This is a genomic window from Alteriqipengyuania sp. (genome assembly GCF_964222115.1).
Lineage (GTDB): Bacteria > Pseudomonadota > Alphaproteobacteria > Sphingomonadales > Sphingomonadaceae > Alteriqipengyuania.
This window is the reverse complement of sequence record NZ_CAXQBM010000052.1, coordinates 40667-55500: the sequence shown is the minus strand read 5'-3', so window position 1 is coordinate 55500 and position 14834 is coordinate 40667. Positions and strand designations below refer to the sequence as shown.

14 protein-coding genes are annotated in these 14834 nt (G+C 64.1%); 7 read left to right on the top strand and 7 right to left on the bottom strand.

The genetic code is table 11. The features are described 5' to 3' along the window. The 4 genes from ACEQXE_RS08315 to ACEQXE_RS08300 all read left to right on the top strand — a co-directional run. Positions 1–714, top strand: a 714-nt coding sequence (locus ACEQXE_RS08315; RefSeq protein WP_370178421.1) for a hypothetical protein, incomplete at its 5' end; no start/stop codon positions are given. A gap of 143 nt (positions 715–857) precedes the next feature. After that, on the top strand, positions 858–1580 hold the full coding sequence (phbB, locus tag ACEQXE_RS08310) for an acetoacetyl-CoA reductase (protein ID WP_370178423.1): 723 nt from the start codon (positions 858–860) through the stop codon (positions 1578–1580). A 158-nt stretch (positions 1581–1738) separates the two neighbouring features. Further along, positions 1739–2560: an alpha/beta hydrolase gene (locus ACEQXE_RS08305; RefSeq protein WP_370178420.1), complete on the top strand. Its 822-nt coding sequence runs from the start codon at positions 1739–1741 to the stop codon at positions 2558–2560. 12 nt (positions 2561–2572) lie between these two features. Beyond that, a complete protein-coding gene (locus ACEQXE_RS08300; protein WP_370178419.1) occupies positions 2573–2839 on the top strand; it encodes a ribbon-helix-helix domain-containing protein in 267 nt (88 codons plus the stop codon). Positions 2840–2842: 3 nt separating this feature from the next. Here the strand turns inward: ACEQXE_RS08300 and ACEQXE_RS08295 are convergent, their stop codons facing one another. Together ACEQXE_RS08295 and murA are read right to left on the bottom strand one after the other, a co-directional pair. Then, positions 2843–3070, bottom strand: a complete 228-nt coding sequence (locus ACEQXE_RS08295; RefSeq protein ID WP_370178418.1) for a hypothetical protein — start codon at positions 3068–3070, stop codon at positions 2843–2845. Between the two features lie 86 nt (positions 3071–3156). Further along, complete coding sequence (gene murA / locus ACEQXE_RS08290; protein ID WP_370178417.1) at positions 3157–4440, bottom strand: UDP-N-acetylglucosamine 1-carboxyvinyltransferase; 1284 nt, start codon at positions 4438–4440, stop codon at positions 3157–3159. A gap of 109 nt (positions 4441–4549) precedes the next feature. On the opposite strand from murA, the gene galU reads away from it, so the two are divergent. Next, positions 4550–5446 (top strand): UTP--glucose-1-phosphate uridylyltransferase GalU, encoded by an 897-nt coding sequence (galU, locus tag ACEQXE_RS08285; RefSeq protein WP_370178416.1) that lies wholly within the window; start codon positions 4550–4552, stop codon positions 5444–5446. A gap of 5 nt (positions 5447–5451) precedes the next feature. On the opposite strand, the gene ACEQXE_RS08280 is transcribed toward galU, so the two are convergent. From ACEQXE_RS08280 to ACEQXE_RS08260, 5 genes are all read right to left on the bottom strand, one after another. Beyond that, a complete protein-coding gene (locus ACEQXE_RS08280) occupies positions 5452–6984 on the bottom strand; it encodes an acyl-CoA synthetase (RefSeq protein ID WP_370178415.1) in 1533 nt (510 codons plus the stop codon). A 106-nt stretch (positions 6985–7090) separates the two neighbouring features. Then, positions 7091–7801: a M23 family metallopeptidase gene (locus ACEQXE_RS08275; RefSeq protein ID WP_370178414.1), complete on the bottom strand. Its 711-nt coding sequence runs from the start codon at positions 7799–7801 to the stop codon at positions 7091–7093. A gap of 142 nt (positions 7802–7943) precedes the next feature. Further along, the gene (locus ACEQXE_RS08270) at positions 7944–8756 is read right to left on the bottom strand and encodes a ferritin-like domain-containing protein (RefSeq protein ID WP_370178413.1); all 813 of its coding nucleotides are present in this window, start codon (positions 8754–8756) and stop codon (positions 7944–7946) included. Next, a complete protein-coding gene (locus ACEQXE_RS08265) occupies positions 8753–9220 on the bottom strand; it encodes a peroxiredoxin (RefSeq protein ID WP_370178412.1) in 468 nt (155 codons plus the stop codon). Before ACEQXE_RS08265 ends, ACEQXE_RS08270 begins: the two co-directional genes overlap by 4 nt. Then, entirely contained in the window at positions 9217–11901 is a 2685-nt protein-coding gene (locus ACEQXE_RS08260; RefSeq protein ID WP_370178411.1) for a bifunctional [glutamine synthetase] adenylyltransferase/[glutamine synthetase]-adenylyl-L-tyrosine phosphorylase, read from the bottom strand. The genes ACEQXE_RS08265 and ACEQXE_RS08260 overlap by 4 nt, the downstream gene beginning before the upstream one ends. A 107-nt stretch (positions 11902–12008) precedes the next feature. Between ACEQXE_RS08260 and ACEQXE_RS08255 the strand changes: the two genes are divergently transcribed. Together ACEQXE_RS08255 and ACEQXE_RS08250 are read left to right on the top strand one after the other, a co-directional pair. Beyond that, entirely contained in the window at positions 12009–13706 is a 1698-nt protein-coding gene (locus ACEQXE_RS08255; protein WP_370178410.1) for a M28 family metallopeptidase, read from the top strand. 23 nt (positions 13707–13729) lie between these two features. Continuing rightward, entirely contained in the window at positions 13730–14719 is a 990-nt protein-coding gene (locus ACEQXE_RS08250) for an agmatine deiminase family protein (protein ID WP_370178409.1), read from the top strand. The last annotated feature ends 115 nt before the right edge of the window (positions 14720–14834 follow it).

Genomic DNA, 14834 nt, shown 5'->3' with positions numbered 1-14834 from the left:
CCCGTTGTGGGCGGTGCTCTGGCGCTTGTCGCGATTCCGGCGGCCGGTGTTGCGCTGGCCGAAGCAACCACGCCTTCGCTGATTTCCAGCGCATCCGCCAGCAGTGCGCGCTTTACACCGGCTACGGTCGACCCTGCGCTCGCTCGCCGCGTGCTCGAACGTTACGCCGCACGGCGCGAAGCCCTGCCCTTCACACCTGCGACCGGCAAGTCCATCGCAGACCGCACGGTGACTGTTGCGGTGCGGGTGGACGACAAGGCTGCACGCGCGATTTCGATTCGCTCCGTCATCGATTCGGTCCGGTCCGAATCCGGCCGTCGCGACGTCGCTGTTGCGCAATCGGCCTTCGACCTTGGCGTTGCGCGCGGATACCAGAGCTTCACCAAGCCTGCAGCCGAACTGCCCAAGTCGGTGTCGCGAGTCGCGATGCCCGATCTATCCGAGTTCCGTCCCTCGCAGGGCGCGAAGGACGAACCAAGCCGCTTCCAGCCACGCATCAGCGTGGACCAGGAACGCACGCCGGGCCGCGCTCCGCGCACGCTCGAAGGGCGTGGCGACCGTCAGCTCGATCTGGGCGGTGCCTATCGCGTTTCGCGCAATCTGGATGTGACCGCCGGTGTGCGCCTGTCCGAAGAGCAGGATCGCCTGACGCCGCTGACCGATGGCGCGGACGACAGCCAGTCGGTCTATATCGGAACGCAGCTGCGCTTCTAATCACTGGTCCGATCGCTTGGGCGAGTGCGCCCTGCCAGATCCCGCTACATTCGTATCCCTGAGCTTCTTTTGCTTTGCCCACGCGTGCGCACGACGCTACGTCTTTCGGCATATAAAAGAATGAATTCATGGGGAGAGTGATGATGGCACGTGTCGCGGTGGTGACGGGTGGAACACGCGGTATTGGCGAGGCGATCAGTCTCGCGCTCAAGGAGCAGGGCCGCAAGGTCATCGCCAATTACGCAGGCAATGACGATCGTGCCCGCGAGTTTTCCGACCGCACCGGTATCGACGTGATGAAGTGGGATGTGGGCGACCATCAGGCGTGCCTCGACGGATGCGCACGGATTGCCAAGGAATTCGGCCGGGTCGAAATCGTCGTCAATAATGCAGGCATCACTCGCGATGGCACCTTGCACAAGATGAGCTTCGACGACTGGAACGAAGTGATGCGCGTGAACCTCGGCGGCTGCTTCAACATGGCCAAGGCCTGCTTCCCCGGAATGCGCGAAGGCAATTGGGGGCGGATCGTCAATATCGGCTCGATCAACGGACAGGCAGGCCAGTATGGCCAGGTCAATTACGCCGCAGCCAAGTCTGGCATCCACGGCTTCACCAAGGCGCTGGCGCAGGAAGGCGCGCGCTACGGCATCACCGTAAACGCAATCGCGCCGGGCTATATCGACACCGACATGGTTGCCGCCGTCCCGGACGAGGTACTGGCCAAGATCGTCGCCAAGATCCCTGTCGGCCGGCTTGGCCACGCGAGCGAGATCGCGCGCGGCGTGGCCTTCCTCACCGCTGACCACGGCGAGTTCATCACCGGGTCGACGATGAGCATCAACGGCGGCCAGCACATGTATTGATCGGCAGAGGGGCCTAGCTGCGATTACCCTGCTGCGAAATGATTGCGTGTTCGGGGGGCCGGCTCAGGCATCCCTGTTCGCGCTTGGTCTGCTCACACCCGGTGATATACTCCGGCAGTCCCGGATTGGCGAGATTTCGGGCTTAGGGGGAACCGCTAATGGGCTGGGCCTTTCGATCGACACCTACGCTGCTGCTTGCCGCCGCGCTCGGGCTTTCGGGCTGTGCGGGGATTATCCGCGACCGGATCTACCAACCGCGCACGCTCGCCGAATCGGAGATAGCCTATAGCGGTGTCGCACCCTCAGCCGTTCAGGTGACCGCCGCCGATGGCCTGACCCTCGATGGCTATTACTGGGCCCCGGTAGCGGGCAACGACACGCTGGTGGTCTATTTTCACGGCAATAGCGGCAACCATCTAGAAGCAGCCGCGCGCGCCGAACCGCTGACGGAAGGCGGGCACGGCGTACTGGTCGCTTCCTATCGCGGGTATGGCGACAACCCGGGATCGCCGACCGAAGAAGGGCTATTCGCCGATGCAGACGCCTGGATGGCAGAAGCACGGCGGCTCGCGCCCGAAAGCAAACTGTTCGTGTTCGGCCATTCGCTTGGCGGCGCCGTGGCGCTGGAAATGGCGGTACGGCACGACACCGCCGGGGTTACCACGCTGGGCACGTTTTCACGCCTCTCCGCCGCCGCTCCTTCGTATGCGCGTGGCATCTTGCCCGACCGGTTCGACAATATCGCGGCGATCAAGCGCGTGAGCGAACCGATCCTGCTGCTGCACGGTACGGAAGACGAAGTTGTCGGGTTCGTCAATGGCGAGCGGCTGGCGCAGGCCAACCCGCGCGCCACCTTTATCGTCCTGCCCGGGGCAGGCCACACCGTGGATATGCGCCTGCTCGCAGGTCGTCTGTGGGCGGCGTGGGAAAACCCAAGCAATGGTGGCAGGCAGGAATGGCTGCCGCCGACCATGGATTAGTCAGCCCTCGCCTTGACCAGCCCCTATCATCCTCCCGTCAAGCGTTCAGTCGAAATCGCCGGACACAAGACCAGCATTACGCTGGAGCCGGTGTTCTGGGACTTGTTGCGCGATCGGGCGCGCATTCTCGGCATACCGATCAATGCGCTGGTTGCGCGGATCGATGCCTCACGGATCGAAGCGGATGCGCCCACCGGTCTGGCGAGCGCTATCCGCCAGTATCTAGTCGCCGAACTGATCGAAGGGGGCAAAGCGGACGCTCCACCCCCTTCGCAGTAAAGCTCAGTATTTGGCGGTTGCGTCGCTTGCGGGGAACGTCTCGTCGAGCGCCTCGTCGGTTGCGCTCATCTTGTCGCCCTTGGTCGCGGTAGCGGCAGCGCCGGCATCGCGCACGCCGCCGGATGGCTGGCCATCGGCAAAGGCGACGCCGTTCTCGTCCTTGCGGTTCTTGTAAGCCTTATAGCCCAGATAACCGAGGCCACCGAGGATAGCGGTACGAATCAGACCCATGTCACGTCTCCAGAAAAGTGTCGTTATCTCGCGAACGAGGCAGACGCGTTTTGGGTCCGGTGTTTATCGATACAAACCGCTGAGAATTATTCGTCGCCGACCCGCTCGATCTCGGCCCCGATGGCCTGCAGCTTTTCCTCAAGCCGCTCGTACCCGCGGTCGAGGTGATAGATACGCCGGATTTGCGATTCGCCCTCGGCAGCCAGCGCAGCGATGACGAGGCTCATCGAAGCGCGCAGGTCGGTTGCCATGACCTCGGCACCCGTCAGCCCGGGTTGGCCGTGGACGATGGCAGTACGTCCCGAAACCTCGATATTGGCGCCCATGCGGTTCAGTTCGGGCACGTGCATGTAGCGGTTTTCGAAGATCGTCTCGGTCAGCACGCTGGCGCCTTCGGCCACCGTCAGCAGCGCCATCAGCTGCGCCTGCATATCGGTTGCGAGGCCCGGGTAGGGGGCGGTCGACAGGTTAGCGGCCTTCAGCTTGCCGTTGGCGGCGATATGGACGCCCTTGGCATCGCTCTCTACCTCGACGCCGATATTGCGCAGCGCGTGGAGCGTGGCGGACATTTCCTCTGCGTCAGCACCTTCAAGCCGCGCTTCGCCGCCGGTGATCGCGGCAGCGCAGGCGTAGGAGCCCGCCTCGATCCGGTCCGCCATCACCTTGTAGGTCGCACCGTTCAGTCGCTTGACCCCGTGAATCACGATCTCCGACTGGCCGATATTCTCGATTTCGGCGCCCATCGCGACGAGCAGCTTGCACAGATCGACAATTTCCGGCTCGCGAGCCGCATTGCGCAGGGTGGAAGTGCCGTTGGCCAGCACGGCAGCCATCAGTGCATTCTCGGTCGCGCCCACGGACACCACGGGAAAATCGAATTCGCCGCCCGGCAGTCCGCCATCGGGCGCATGCGCACGGACATAGCCCTGCGCCAGCTCGATCTCCGCGCCCAGCGCTTCCAGCGCCGAAAGATGCAGGTCGATCGGGCGGTTGCCGATCGCACAGCCACCCGGCTGAGAGACGGTAGCCACGCCCGCGCGGGCCAGCATCGGCCCCAGCACCAGGATCGATGCCCGCATCTTGCGCACAAGATCATAGGGAGCGGTGGTGGAGGTGAGGCGCGTCGCTTCGAACGTCACCACCCGGCCGAAATCCTCCGGTCGCGTGCCGGCAATGTTCACCGCCACGCCGAACTGCGTCATCAGGTGCTGGAAGCCGTCGATATCGGCAAGCCGCGGCAGGTTGCGCAACGTCAGCGGCTCGTCGGTCAGCAGCGCGCAAGGGATCAGGGTGAGTGCGGAGTTCTTGGCGCCGGAGATCGGAATCGTCCCGGACAGCCTTTTGCCGCCAACAATGCGTAATTTATCCATCCTGCGGCGTTTAGCGGGCATGCGCGGCAAAACAAGCCGCGCTGCGCGGTTCGCCCCGCGACCGGGCTGCCGTTGACGCACACGGGTGCCACGCTCATAGCCTTGGCGCATGTCTGACACACCGACCTCCCCCAAGAAGATCAGAAAAGCCGTTTTCCCGGTCGCCGGGCTCGGCACCCGTTTCCTCCCCGCGACCAAGGCAATCCCGAAAGAGATGCTCGCGATCGTGGATCGTCCGCTGATCCAGTACGCGGTGGACGAAGCGCGCGAGGCAGGGATCGAGCAGATGATCTTCGTCACCGGACGCGGGAAAACGGCCATCGTCGAGCATTTCGACATCGCCTACGAGCTGGAACAAACGATGGAAGAGCGCGGGAAAGACCTCGCCATCCTCGATCCCACGCGCGCGACACCCGGCGATATCATCACCGTCAGGCAGCAGGTCCCGCTGGGCCTCGGCCATGCGATCTGGTGCGCACGGGCCATCGTGGGCGACGATCCCTTTGCGATCTTCCTGCCGGATGAGCTGATGATTTCCGGCCAAGGCAAGACAGGCTGCATGAAACAGATGGTCGACGCCTACGAAAAGGTCGGCGGCAATCTTATCAGCGTGCTCGAAGTCCCGCAGGAGACCGTTTCGAGTTACGGCGTTATCGATCCGGGCAAGGAAGATGGCGCTCTGACCGAAGTGAAGGGGCTGGTCGAAAAGCCCCCCGTGGCAGAGGCCCCGTCGAACAAGATCATCTCTGGTCGTTATATCCTGCAGCCTGAGGTGATGCGGGTCCTGGAGAATCAGGGCAAGGGCGCGGGCGGAGAGATCCAGCTGACCGATGCTATGGCCAAGATGATCGGCCAGCAGCCGTTCCACGCGGTGACCTTCGACGGTGCGCGCTACGATTGCGGCAGCAAGGTCGGCTTCGTGGAGGCCACGCTGGCTCTGGCCCTGCAGCGCGAGGACATGGGCGCAGAAGTGCGCGCCATGGCACAGCGGCTGCTCACGCAATAGGCGCGTTACGCGCGTTCGGTTTCGGCTAGCTTTGCATATTCGTCGCGCAGTTCGCGCTTGTAGAGCTTGCCATTGGCTTCGCGAGGCAGTTCGGGCCGGAAATCGAACGCTTTGGGCATTTTCACCCGGCTGAGCTGGGGTTCGAGGTATTCGCGGAGCACCTGCTCCAGCGCTTCGCCCGCCTGTTCCATCTCCATTGGCTGGACCACCGCAACCACCCGCTCGCCCAGATCGGGATCGGGTGCGCCGATCACCGCCGCATCGAGCACTTGCGGATGCGCGACCAGCAGGTTTTCGATCTCCTGCGGATAGATATTCACCCCGCCCGATATGATCATGTGGCTTTTGCGGTCGGTCAGGAAGAGGAACCCGTCCTCGTCGATATGGCCGATATCGCCCAGCGTCATCCAGCCGCACTCGTTCATCGCCTCGGCGGTTTTGCCCGGGTCGTTGTGATAGGTCGGCAGCTTGTCGTTCTCGAAGAACAGCAGCCCGGTCTCGCCCGGCGGTAGTTCGCTACCATCGGGGCCGCAGACATGCGCCTTGCCATAAAGCATCCGCCCCACGGTGCCCGGTTTCGCTAGCCAGTCCTCGCTCTTGACCAGCGACATGCCGATGCCTTCGGAGCCCGCGTAGTATTCCTGGATGATCGGCCCCCACCATTCGATCATCGCCTGCTTGATCGGGACCGGGCACGGCGCGGCGGCGTGGATTGCGCGCTGGTGGCTGGAGAGGTCGTAACGCGTGCGTTCTTCGACGGGCAGTTTGAGCATCCGCACGAAATGCGTCGGCACCCACTGGCTATCGGTTACGCCATATTGCTCGATTGCGGCGAGCGCGCCTTCGGGAGTGAACTTGTCCATGATCACCACCGTTCCGCCAAGGCGGTGCGCGGTGCTGCACCAACCGAGCGGGGCAGCGTGGTAGAGCGGCGCGGGAGAGAGATAGACCATGCTGCCATCGGCAGGCATGCCCACCCCCATCGTCGCCAGCCCGACCAGCGGGTTGGGCGCAGTAATATCCTCGCTAGGCGGTGGTGGCGGCACGATCCCCTTGGGCTGGCCCGTCGTGCCCGAGGAATAGAGCATGTACTGCCCCGGAGAGGGGTCTTCGATCGTCTCCGCCGATTGTGACGCGATCTCGCCCTGGAACGCGGCATCGTCGACATCGACCATCTCGAGCGCAGGCGCGATGTCTGCCAACACCTTAGCGGTATCGGCAAAGGCGGCAGACGTCAGCAGCAGGGCGCATTCGGCATCTTCGAGGATATAGCCAATCTCCGGCGCGGTGAGCCGGGTCGAGATCGGCACCAGCATCGCCCCGATCCTTTGCGTCGACCACAACAGCTGGAGGTAAAGCGGGCGATTTTCCAGCAGCAGGGCGACCCGTGTGCCCTTCGTTACCCCTCGCGCGCGCAACCAGCGGGCCATGCGGTTGGCAAAGGCGTCCATCTCGCCATAGGTAACCGTCTTCCCGCTCGCCGCGTCGATGATAGCCGCGTGGTCTGGCCGCGAGGCCGCGTGTGTAATCGGATGCATCTGTCTCTCCCGGCAACCAGTGTCGGGAAAGTGCTGGCATCACGCAACAAAAAAGGCGGCGCCGCAGCACCGCCTTTCTGGATTCGATCTGGTGAGGTCGCTGGGCCTATTCGGCTGCGTCCGTCTCTTCGTCGCCGCCACCCATGCCGCCGGGGCCCATCGCCAGACGGAAGGCTTCCTGCGCCTCGGTCTCGACCATGAAGGGTCGCGGATCGACCGGCTTGTTCGCGATGCGGACTTCGTAATGCAGGTGCGGGCCGGTGGAGCGGCCGGTGGAGCCGACAAAACCGATCAGGTCGCCCTTGCGGATTTCCTGGCCATCGCTGACGATGATCCGCGAAAGGTGCGCGTAACGCGTTTCGATCGCGTTGCCATGCCCGATCTGGATGTAGTTGCCATAGCTGCCGAACCAGTTGGCACGTTCGACGATGCCGTCGGCAGTGGCATAGACCGGCGTACCGGTCGGCGCAGCAAGGTCTACACCATTATGGTTCGCGCGCTTGCGGAGAACCGGGTGCCTGCGCATGCCGTAGCCGCTGGTCAACGTGGCATTGTCCACCGGCATGCGCGAAGGAACTGCAACGGTCGGCAGTGCCACCGCGGGTTCACGCTCGATCTCGATGGTTTGCCAGCTGGCGAAAAGCTGCCGGAATTGCGCATCGCCATTGCCAAGCGGGCTCTGGACCTCTTCGACAGCGTCCGACACGTCGACAGCTGCGGCGGCGGTCGTATTGGCATGTGCGGGTACTGCGGCGATAGAAATGGCCGCACCCACAAGGATGGCTGCACGGCTGAAAAGTCGATCAGTGGTCAGCAAAGTGTCCGTCCTCTGTCGGCGGCGGAGCGTCCTGCTCCGCTGTTCCGATCCCTCGCGCTTCATCGATCCGAATGAAACGCCGAGACCCCTCGATCACGACGGGAACCCTTCCCGTCTTCGTGTGTTGTGGGGTTATCCGGGCTCAGGTTAATCCGGCAAGAGCGCCGTAGTAGTCTCGCGATAAACCGGCTGCGTAACGCGCTGAGTCGTTGAATGGCGGCTTAATTGTTCCTCGAAAATGTTGGTTAACAAGGGTCTGCCAGCGTTCTGGCGGGTCGATTCCGTCCGATTCACAGCATGCGACGAAGTGCTTCGTGCCCAGCGCGACATGGCGAATCTCGTCCTCCAGGATACGCGACAGGATGCGCGCGCCCGTTTCATCCCCCTGTGCGCGCACCCTCTCCAGCATGGCAGGCGTCACATCGAGACCGCGTGCCTCCAGCACCATCGGCACGACGGCCAGCCGCGCAGCGACGTCGTGACGTGTAGCATGGGCCGACTGCCACAGGCCCGCGTGCGCGGGAAGCGACCCGTAGCGCATGCCGTAGGCGGCCAGTTTCCGCTCCAGCAGCGCGAAATGCATCGCCTCGTCCGCTGCGACGCTCAGGAAATCGTCGGCGAAGGTACGCGGCATCTGCGCCCCGAAGCGGCCAACCATGTCGAGCGCCAGGTCGATCGCGACGAATTCGATATGGGCCAGCGAATGCCATAGCGCGATCCGTCCCTTCAGCGTGCCACCCTTGCCGCGCTTGGGCATCTTGGCCGGGGGCAACAGTTCGGGCCGCGCAGGGCGGGCCGGTGCATCGGGCATGGCTACGTCGAATTCATGCGCCAGCCGGCCGAGCCTCCAGTCGCGGGCGACCTGGCGCGCCGCGAAAACCTTCGCCCGCGCGGGCCCGATCAGCAGGGCATCGCGAATCGCCCGCCCAAGCGTTTGCTGGTGGGAAGTGCTCACAGGTCCCTGGCGGCTGCGAGCACCTCTTCAGCGTGACCGTTCACCTTCACCTTGGGCCAGATACGCGCGATCTTGCCTTCGGCGTCCAGCAAGTAGGTGGAGCGCACCATCCCCATGAAGGTCTTGCCGTACATCGTCTTCTCGGCCCACACGCCGAGCGTATCGGATAAGCCGCCCTCTTCCGCGTCGGTGGCCAGATCGACGGTCAGATCGTGCTTGGCGATGAAGTTCTGGTGCTTCTTGGAAGAATCCTTGCTGATGCCGAGCAGCGCGCAACCGGCCTTCTCGAATTCCGGTTTGAGCGCCGAAAAGTCCTTCGCTTCGGTGGTGCAGCCCGGTGTATTGTCCTTCGGATAGAAGAACAGCACCAGCTTTTGCCCGCGGTAGTCGGATGGCTTCACCTCTTCGCAATCGTGCCGCACCATCGCGATATCGGGCATCGTGTCCCCTTCGCTCACGCTCATTCTTCCAACTCCAGTTCCTGTTCGAACAATTCCCGCCATACTCGCGCGACCTCTTGGCGTGCCTTCATGACATGTCGCAAGAGTGCGTCCATATCCTCGCAGCCGCACGCCCGTGCCAGCGCTTCACCCGCAGCGCCCGAAGGCACTGTGAGATCGGGTGCCAATAACCGCGCGCCGACGATCAGCCGCGTCAGGAAATCATGCGCCCGGGCGAATTCCTCCGGCAGCGTACCGGTATGCACGAGCGTCTCGCACACTCTTGAGAGGCGCGGATCGAGCGCGACATTGTCGCGCAGCTGGATGAAGTGGAGGATGAACTCGATATCCACCAGCCCGCCACGCATCAGCTTCACGTCCAGCGGGCCCTTGGCGGGTTTATGGCTCGCCATCTCGGCGCGCATCTTCAGCACGTCTTCGCGCAGGGTGGCAGGATCGCGCGCAATGCACAGCACCTCGCGGATGATGTCGTCCACATCGGCGCGCGCCGCATAGGAACCCGCGACCACACGTGCGCGCGCCAACGCCATATGTTCCCACGTCCATGCCGATTCGCGCTGGTAGCGCGCGAAACTCTCCACGCTCACCGCGAGCGGGCCCTGCGCGCCCTGCGGCCGCAGCCTCGTGTCGACATCGTAGAGCGGCCCTTCGGCGGTCGGCACGCTGAGCGCCGCGCCCACCCGCTGGGCGAGGCGATTATAGTATCGGGTAGCGCTCAGCGGCCGCTCCCCGTCGCTCTCCGCCCCGTGATCGCCGGTGAAGAGGTAGATGATATCGAGGTCGGACGCATGGGTCAGCGCCTCCCCGCCCAGCCGCCCGAGGCCAAGGATGACCATCTCGCTGCCCTCGATCCGGCCATGCGCCTTCTCGAACTCGGCCACCGTCCCCGCCAATGCCGCTTGCAAGGCGGCTTCGGCCACGGTCGCGAACCCGCGGGCAATATCGAGCGGATCGTGCGTTCCGCTGATCAGCTGCACGCCAAGGGCAAAGCGCTGCTCGCCCGTCACCACCCGGATGCGATCGAGCAGCGCCTCGTAATTGCCCAGCGGTTCTGCGCGCATCATGGCGCGCTGCAATTCGGGCACGCCTTCGGGGAGGTCGTGGGCCGAACGGTCGATCAGGGCATCGAACAGCGCTGGACGGCGGGCAAGATCGGCAGCCAGCGGCGGGGCAAGCGTGATGATCGCAAGCAACTGCTCCAGTAGGCCGGGCCGCGCCTCCAGCAAGCGGAACAGGTTAATCCCGCTCGGCAGGGCTTCCAGCAGTCGTTCCAGGCGAACGACCGCCCGCGAAGGTTCCGCAGACTGAGAAAGTGCATCGAGCAGCGCGGGCAGGATGCGGCGGAACGCACCTTGCGCATCGGTGCTGCGGAGCGACCGGTAGCGACCGTCGAACCACCCCGCGAATCGTTCCGCCAGATCGGCTTCATCCGCCAGAGCACTCGCAGCGACCAGCTCGCCCACCGGACGCGCATCCGCCGCGCCGGTTTCAGTCGATTGGAGCAAGCGATCGAACGCTTCGGCTACTACTGAGAGGTGCGGCTCCAGATCGGCCAGCAATGAGGTGCCGTCTTCGATGCCGTCCAGCCGCGCCAGCCGTTCCAGCGCGTCGCCATCGGGGATGGCGTGCGTTTGCCGGTCTTCCAGCATCTGGATACGGTGTTCGACCGTGCGCAGCCGGGTATAAGCGGTTGCAAGCTGTGTCGCGGTTTCCTCTTCCACCAGCCCCGCGCGGGCAAGCGCCATCAACGCCGCGCGCGTATCGCTTGTGCGCAGGCGCAAATCGCGCCCCCCATGAATCAGCTGGTGCGTCTGTGCGAAGAACTCGATCTCGCGAATGCCGCCACGACCACGCTTCAGGTCGAATCCGGGGCCGAGTTGCGGAGTGCCGCTATAGGCCTCGCGAATCCGCACGCGCAGCTGGGCGATCTCGTCGATCGCCCCGAAATCGACGCTCCGGCGCCACACGAATGGGCGAATGCTGGCGAGGAAGCGCTCTCCGCGTTCGACATCGCCCGCAGCCGATCGCGCCCGGATGAAGGCTGCCCGCTCCCACGCCAGGGCGGCGCTTTCGTAATGCGATGCCGCAGCATTTATCGATACGGCCAGCGGAGCGACCTCTGCCGCCGGACGCAGGCGCAGGTCGACGCGGAAGACGTATCCTTCCTCCGTATGGTCCGCCAGCAGGCGCAGGATATCACGTGCCATTCGCTGCGCGGTCTCCGCCGCACTGTGACGTTCCGTCGACGCGAGAACCTGCGGGTCGAACAGCAGGATCGGGTCGATATCCGAACTGTAGTTGAGCTCACTCGCTCCGTGCTTCCCCAATGCGAGCGCGAAGAACCCATCGACCGTGTCGGCATCGGTACGCGCACGGGCAGCCTCGTGGATTGCGCGATCCAGCGAGCGATCGGCAAAGGCAGACAGCCGCTCCATGACCTCGTCGAGCGTGAATACGTCGGCCAGATCGCCGATCGCCAGCGTCAGCGCCAGCGCCAAACGCTCCCGCCGCATGGCAACCGCCGGGCCCGCACCCTCGCCCGCCGCAGCACAATAGGCGAAAGCAGCCTCGGCATCGCCCGCAGCCAGCAATTCGGCGAGTTCGGGCAGCCGATCGAGCCCGCGCGCCAGGAACGGCGCGTTCTCTCGCGCGCGCACCATTGCATTGTGCCAATCGCCTGCCATGACAGCGCCCTGCCCGTCCGGCAGCCTGCGGGCAAGCGCTCGCTTGCTCTCCTGTTTCTGGTTTGCAAGAAGCGGAACCAATCGAAAATCCGGGAGATTTCCAAGCCATGAAACGCATTCTTGCCGTGGCCGCCCTTGCCTTCAGCCTTGCCGCCTGCGACGCCGCCGTGCTTTCGGGCAGTGGTGACGAAGCAGAGCTCGATATACCCGAGGTCGCCGATGGCGATATCTCGCAAGACACGATGGTCGACCTGACGCGCGAATTGTCGAGCGACGAATACGACGGTCGCATGCCGGGCACCGAAGGCGGCGAGATGACGGTCGAGCTGCTCAAGAAGCGGTTCGAAGAAGCCGGGCTCGAACCGGGCAATAACGGTTCGTGGACGCAGGATGTCCCGCTGGTCGAGATCACCGGGAGCGATTTCGCCCCGCTGTCGATCACCGGCGGCAAGTCCAACGGAATGGCGTTCGATTACGGCGACGACTGGGTTGGCGTGAGCTATCGCGAAGATGCGCAGACTAAACTCACCAACAGCGAACTCGTTTTCGTGGGCTACGGTATCAATGCGCCGGAGAAGGACTGGAACGACTACGAAGGCGTGGACATGAAGGGGAAGACCGCGGTCATCCTCGTCAATGATCCCGATTTCGGTACGGAATCGCTCGAAGGGCCGTTCGGCGGCAAGGCGATGACATATTATGGCCGGTGGACCTACAAATATGAGGAAGCGGCCCGACAGGGCGCCGCCGCCGCGCTCATCATCCACGAGACCGAGCCTGCTTCCTATGGGTGGAATGTGGTCGAGAGCAGCTGGTCGGGCCCGCAAGCCTATGCCCAGCGCGGCGATGACGCGCCCACACCGACGAAGATGAACGGCTGGATCCAGGATTCGGTGGCCGAGCAGATTTTCGAAGCTGCGGGGCAGGATCTTGCAGAGCTGAAGGACGCGGCGAAGAAGGAAGGGTTCAAACCCGTCTCGCTGGGCCTGAAGACCTCCACCAGCTTCACCAATGAAAGCCGCGAGTACGTTTCGCAGAACGTCATCGGTATCCTGCCGGGTGCCAAGCGGCCCGACGAATACGTGATCCACACCGCGCACTGGGACCACCTTGGCCGTTGCACCCCCGCCGATGATGGCGACGACATCTGCAACGGCGCGGTCGACAACGCGACGGGCACTGCCGCGCTGGTCGCGCTGGCCGAAGCCCACGCAAAGGCGGGCGCGGCGGATCGCAGCCTGGTCTTCCTGGCGGTCACTGCCGAAGAGCAGGGTCTGCTCGGCTCTTACTATTATGCCTCCAACCCCGTCTTCCCGCTCGCGCAGACGGTTGGCGGGGTGAACATGGATGCTTTCCTGATCGCAGGGCCCGCGCGCGATGTGACGGTTGTAGGGCCCGGCAAATCGCAGCTCGACGAATTCCTTGCTGCGGCGCTGGATGCCGATGGTCGGGTTGCTACCCCTAACCCCACACCCGAAGCAGGCTATTACTACCGTTCGGATCACTTTGCCTTCGCCAAGCAGGGCGTGCCGATGCTCTATATCGATGGCGGCGAAGACCTGATCGAGGGCGGCCGCGAAGCGGGCGAGGCCGTGTCCGCCGATTATCGCGAGAACCGCTATCACGGGCCGAAGGACGAATTCGACGAGGAGTGGGACTGGTCCGGCGTGATGGCCGACCTGCAGCTCTACTACCGTCTCGGGCGGATGATGGCGATGTCCTCCAGCTGGCCCAACTGGGTCGATGGCGACGAATTCCGCGGCATTCGCGACGAAAGCTGCGCGGCAACCAACAAGGGTTGCTGATCGCAAGGTAAGGCAGGCGCGCTATGAGCGAGGCAATGGTGCGGCTGCCGCCCGAATGGGCGCCGCAGGAGTGGCTGTGGATCGGCTTTCCGCACGATCCCGCCGAGTGGGGCGCGGCATTGCCGCAAGCCCAAGAGGAAATCGCCGGGTTTGCGAATGCTGTCGCGGAAAGCGGGCAGGAAGTGCGGCTGCTGGTACGCGATGCGGCAAACGAGAAGCGGGCGAAGGCGCTGGTTTCAGCCGCAGTCACCCTCGAACGGCGCGCATACGGCGATATCTGGCTGCGCGACACCGGCCCGATCATGGTCGAACGCAATGGCGCGCGAGCCGCCTGTCGTCCCGGCTTCAACGGTTGGGGCGGCAAGTATGTCATGCCGGGGGACAAGACTATCGGCCCCCAACTGGCGCGCGAGGCGGGAGTCCCACTCGACCGGCCCGACTGGGTGCTCGAAGGCGGCGCCATCGACACCAATGGCCAAGGCATGGTGCTCACGACCGAGCAATGCCTGCTAAACCCTAACCGCAATCCCGGCTTGAGCCGGGCGGACATAGAAGCACGGCTTGCCGGTGATCTCGGCCTGACCCGTGTGGTTTGGCTGGGTGACGGATTGCTCAACGATCATACCGATGGTCATATCGACAATCTTGCGCGGTTCGTTTCGAAGGATACTGTCGCGCTGGCTGAGCCAGCCGGAGCAAGCGATCCCAACGCGGCGGTCTATGTCGATGCGAGGGCACGACTGGAAGCCGCAGGCCTCTCCGTCGCGCCGATCCCCTCACCCGGCCTCGTTACGCGCCGCGACTGGGTGGAGCCCGCGAGCTACGCCAATTTCCTGATCGCCAACTCCATTGTCGCGGTGCCGACCTTCGGCGTGCCGCAGGACGCGGACGCGGTGGCTGCTATCGATGCGCTGTTCCCTACGCGCAGCGCAGTGGGCCTGCCGATGATGAGCGTGCTGGCGGGCGGCGGCGGTTTCCACTGCGCCAGCATGCAGATGCCAGTCTTCCGGTAGGGATTTCTTTACCTGCGCGGCGGAAACTGCCGCCATGTCCAAAGCGCTAGCCCGTGCCCGCCAGACCGATTCGCTCACCGTTGCGCGCACGATCATCGTGAGCAGCTGCGCTATC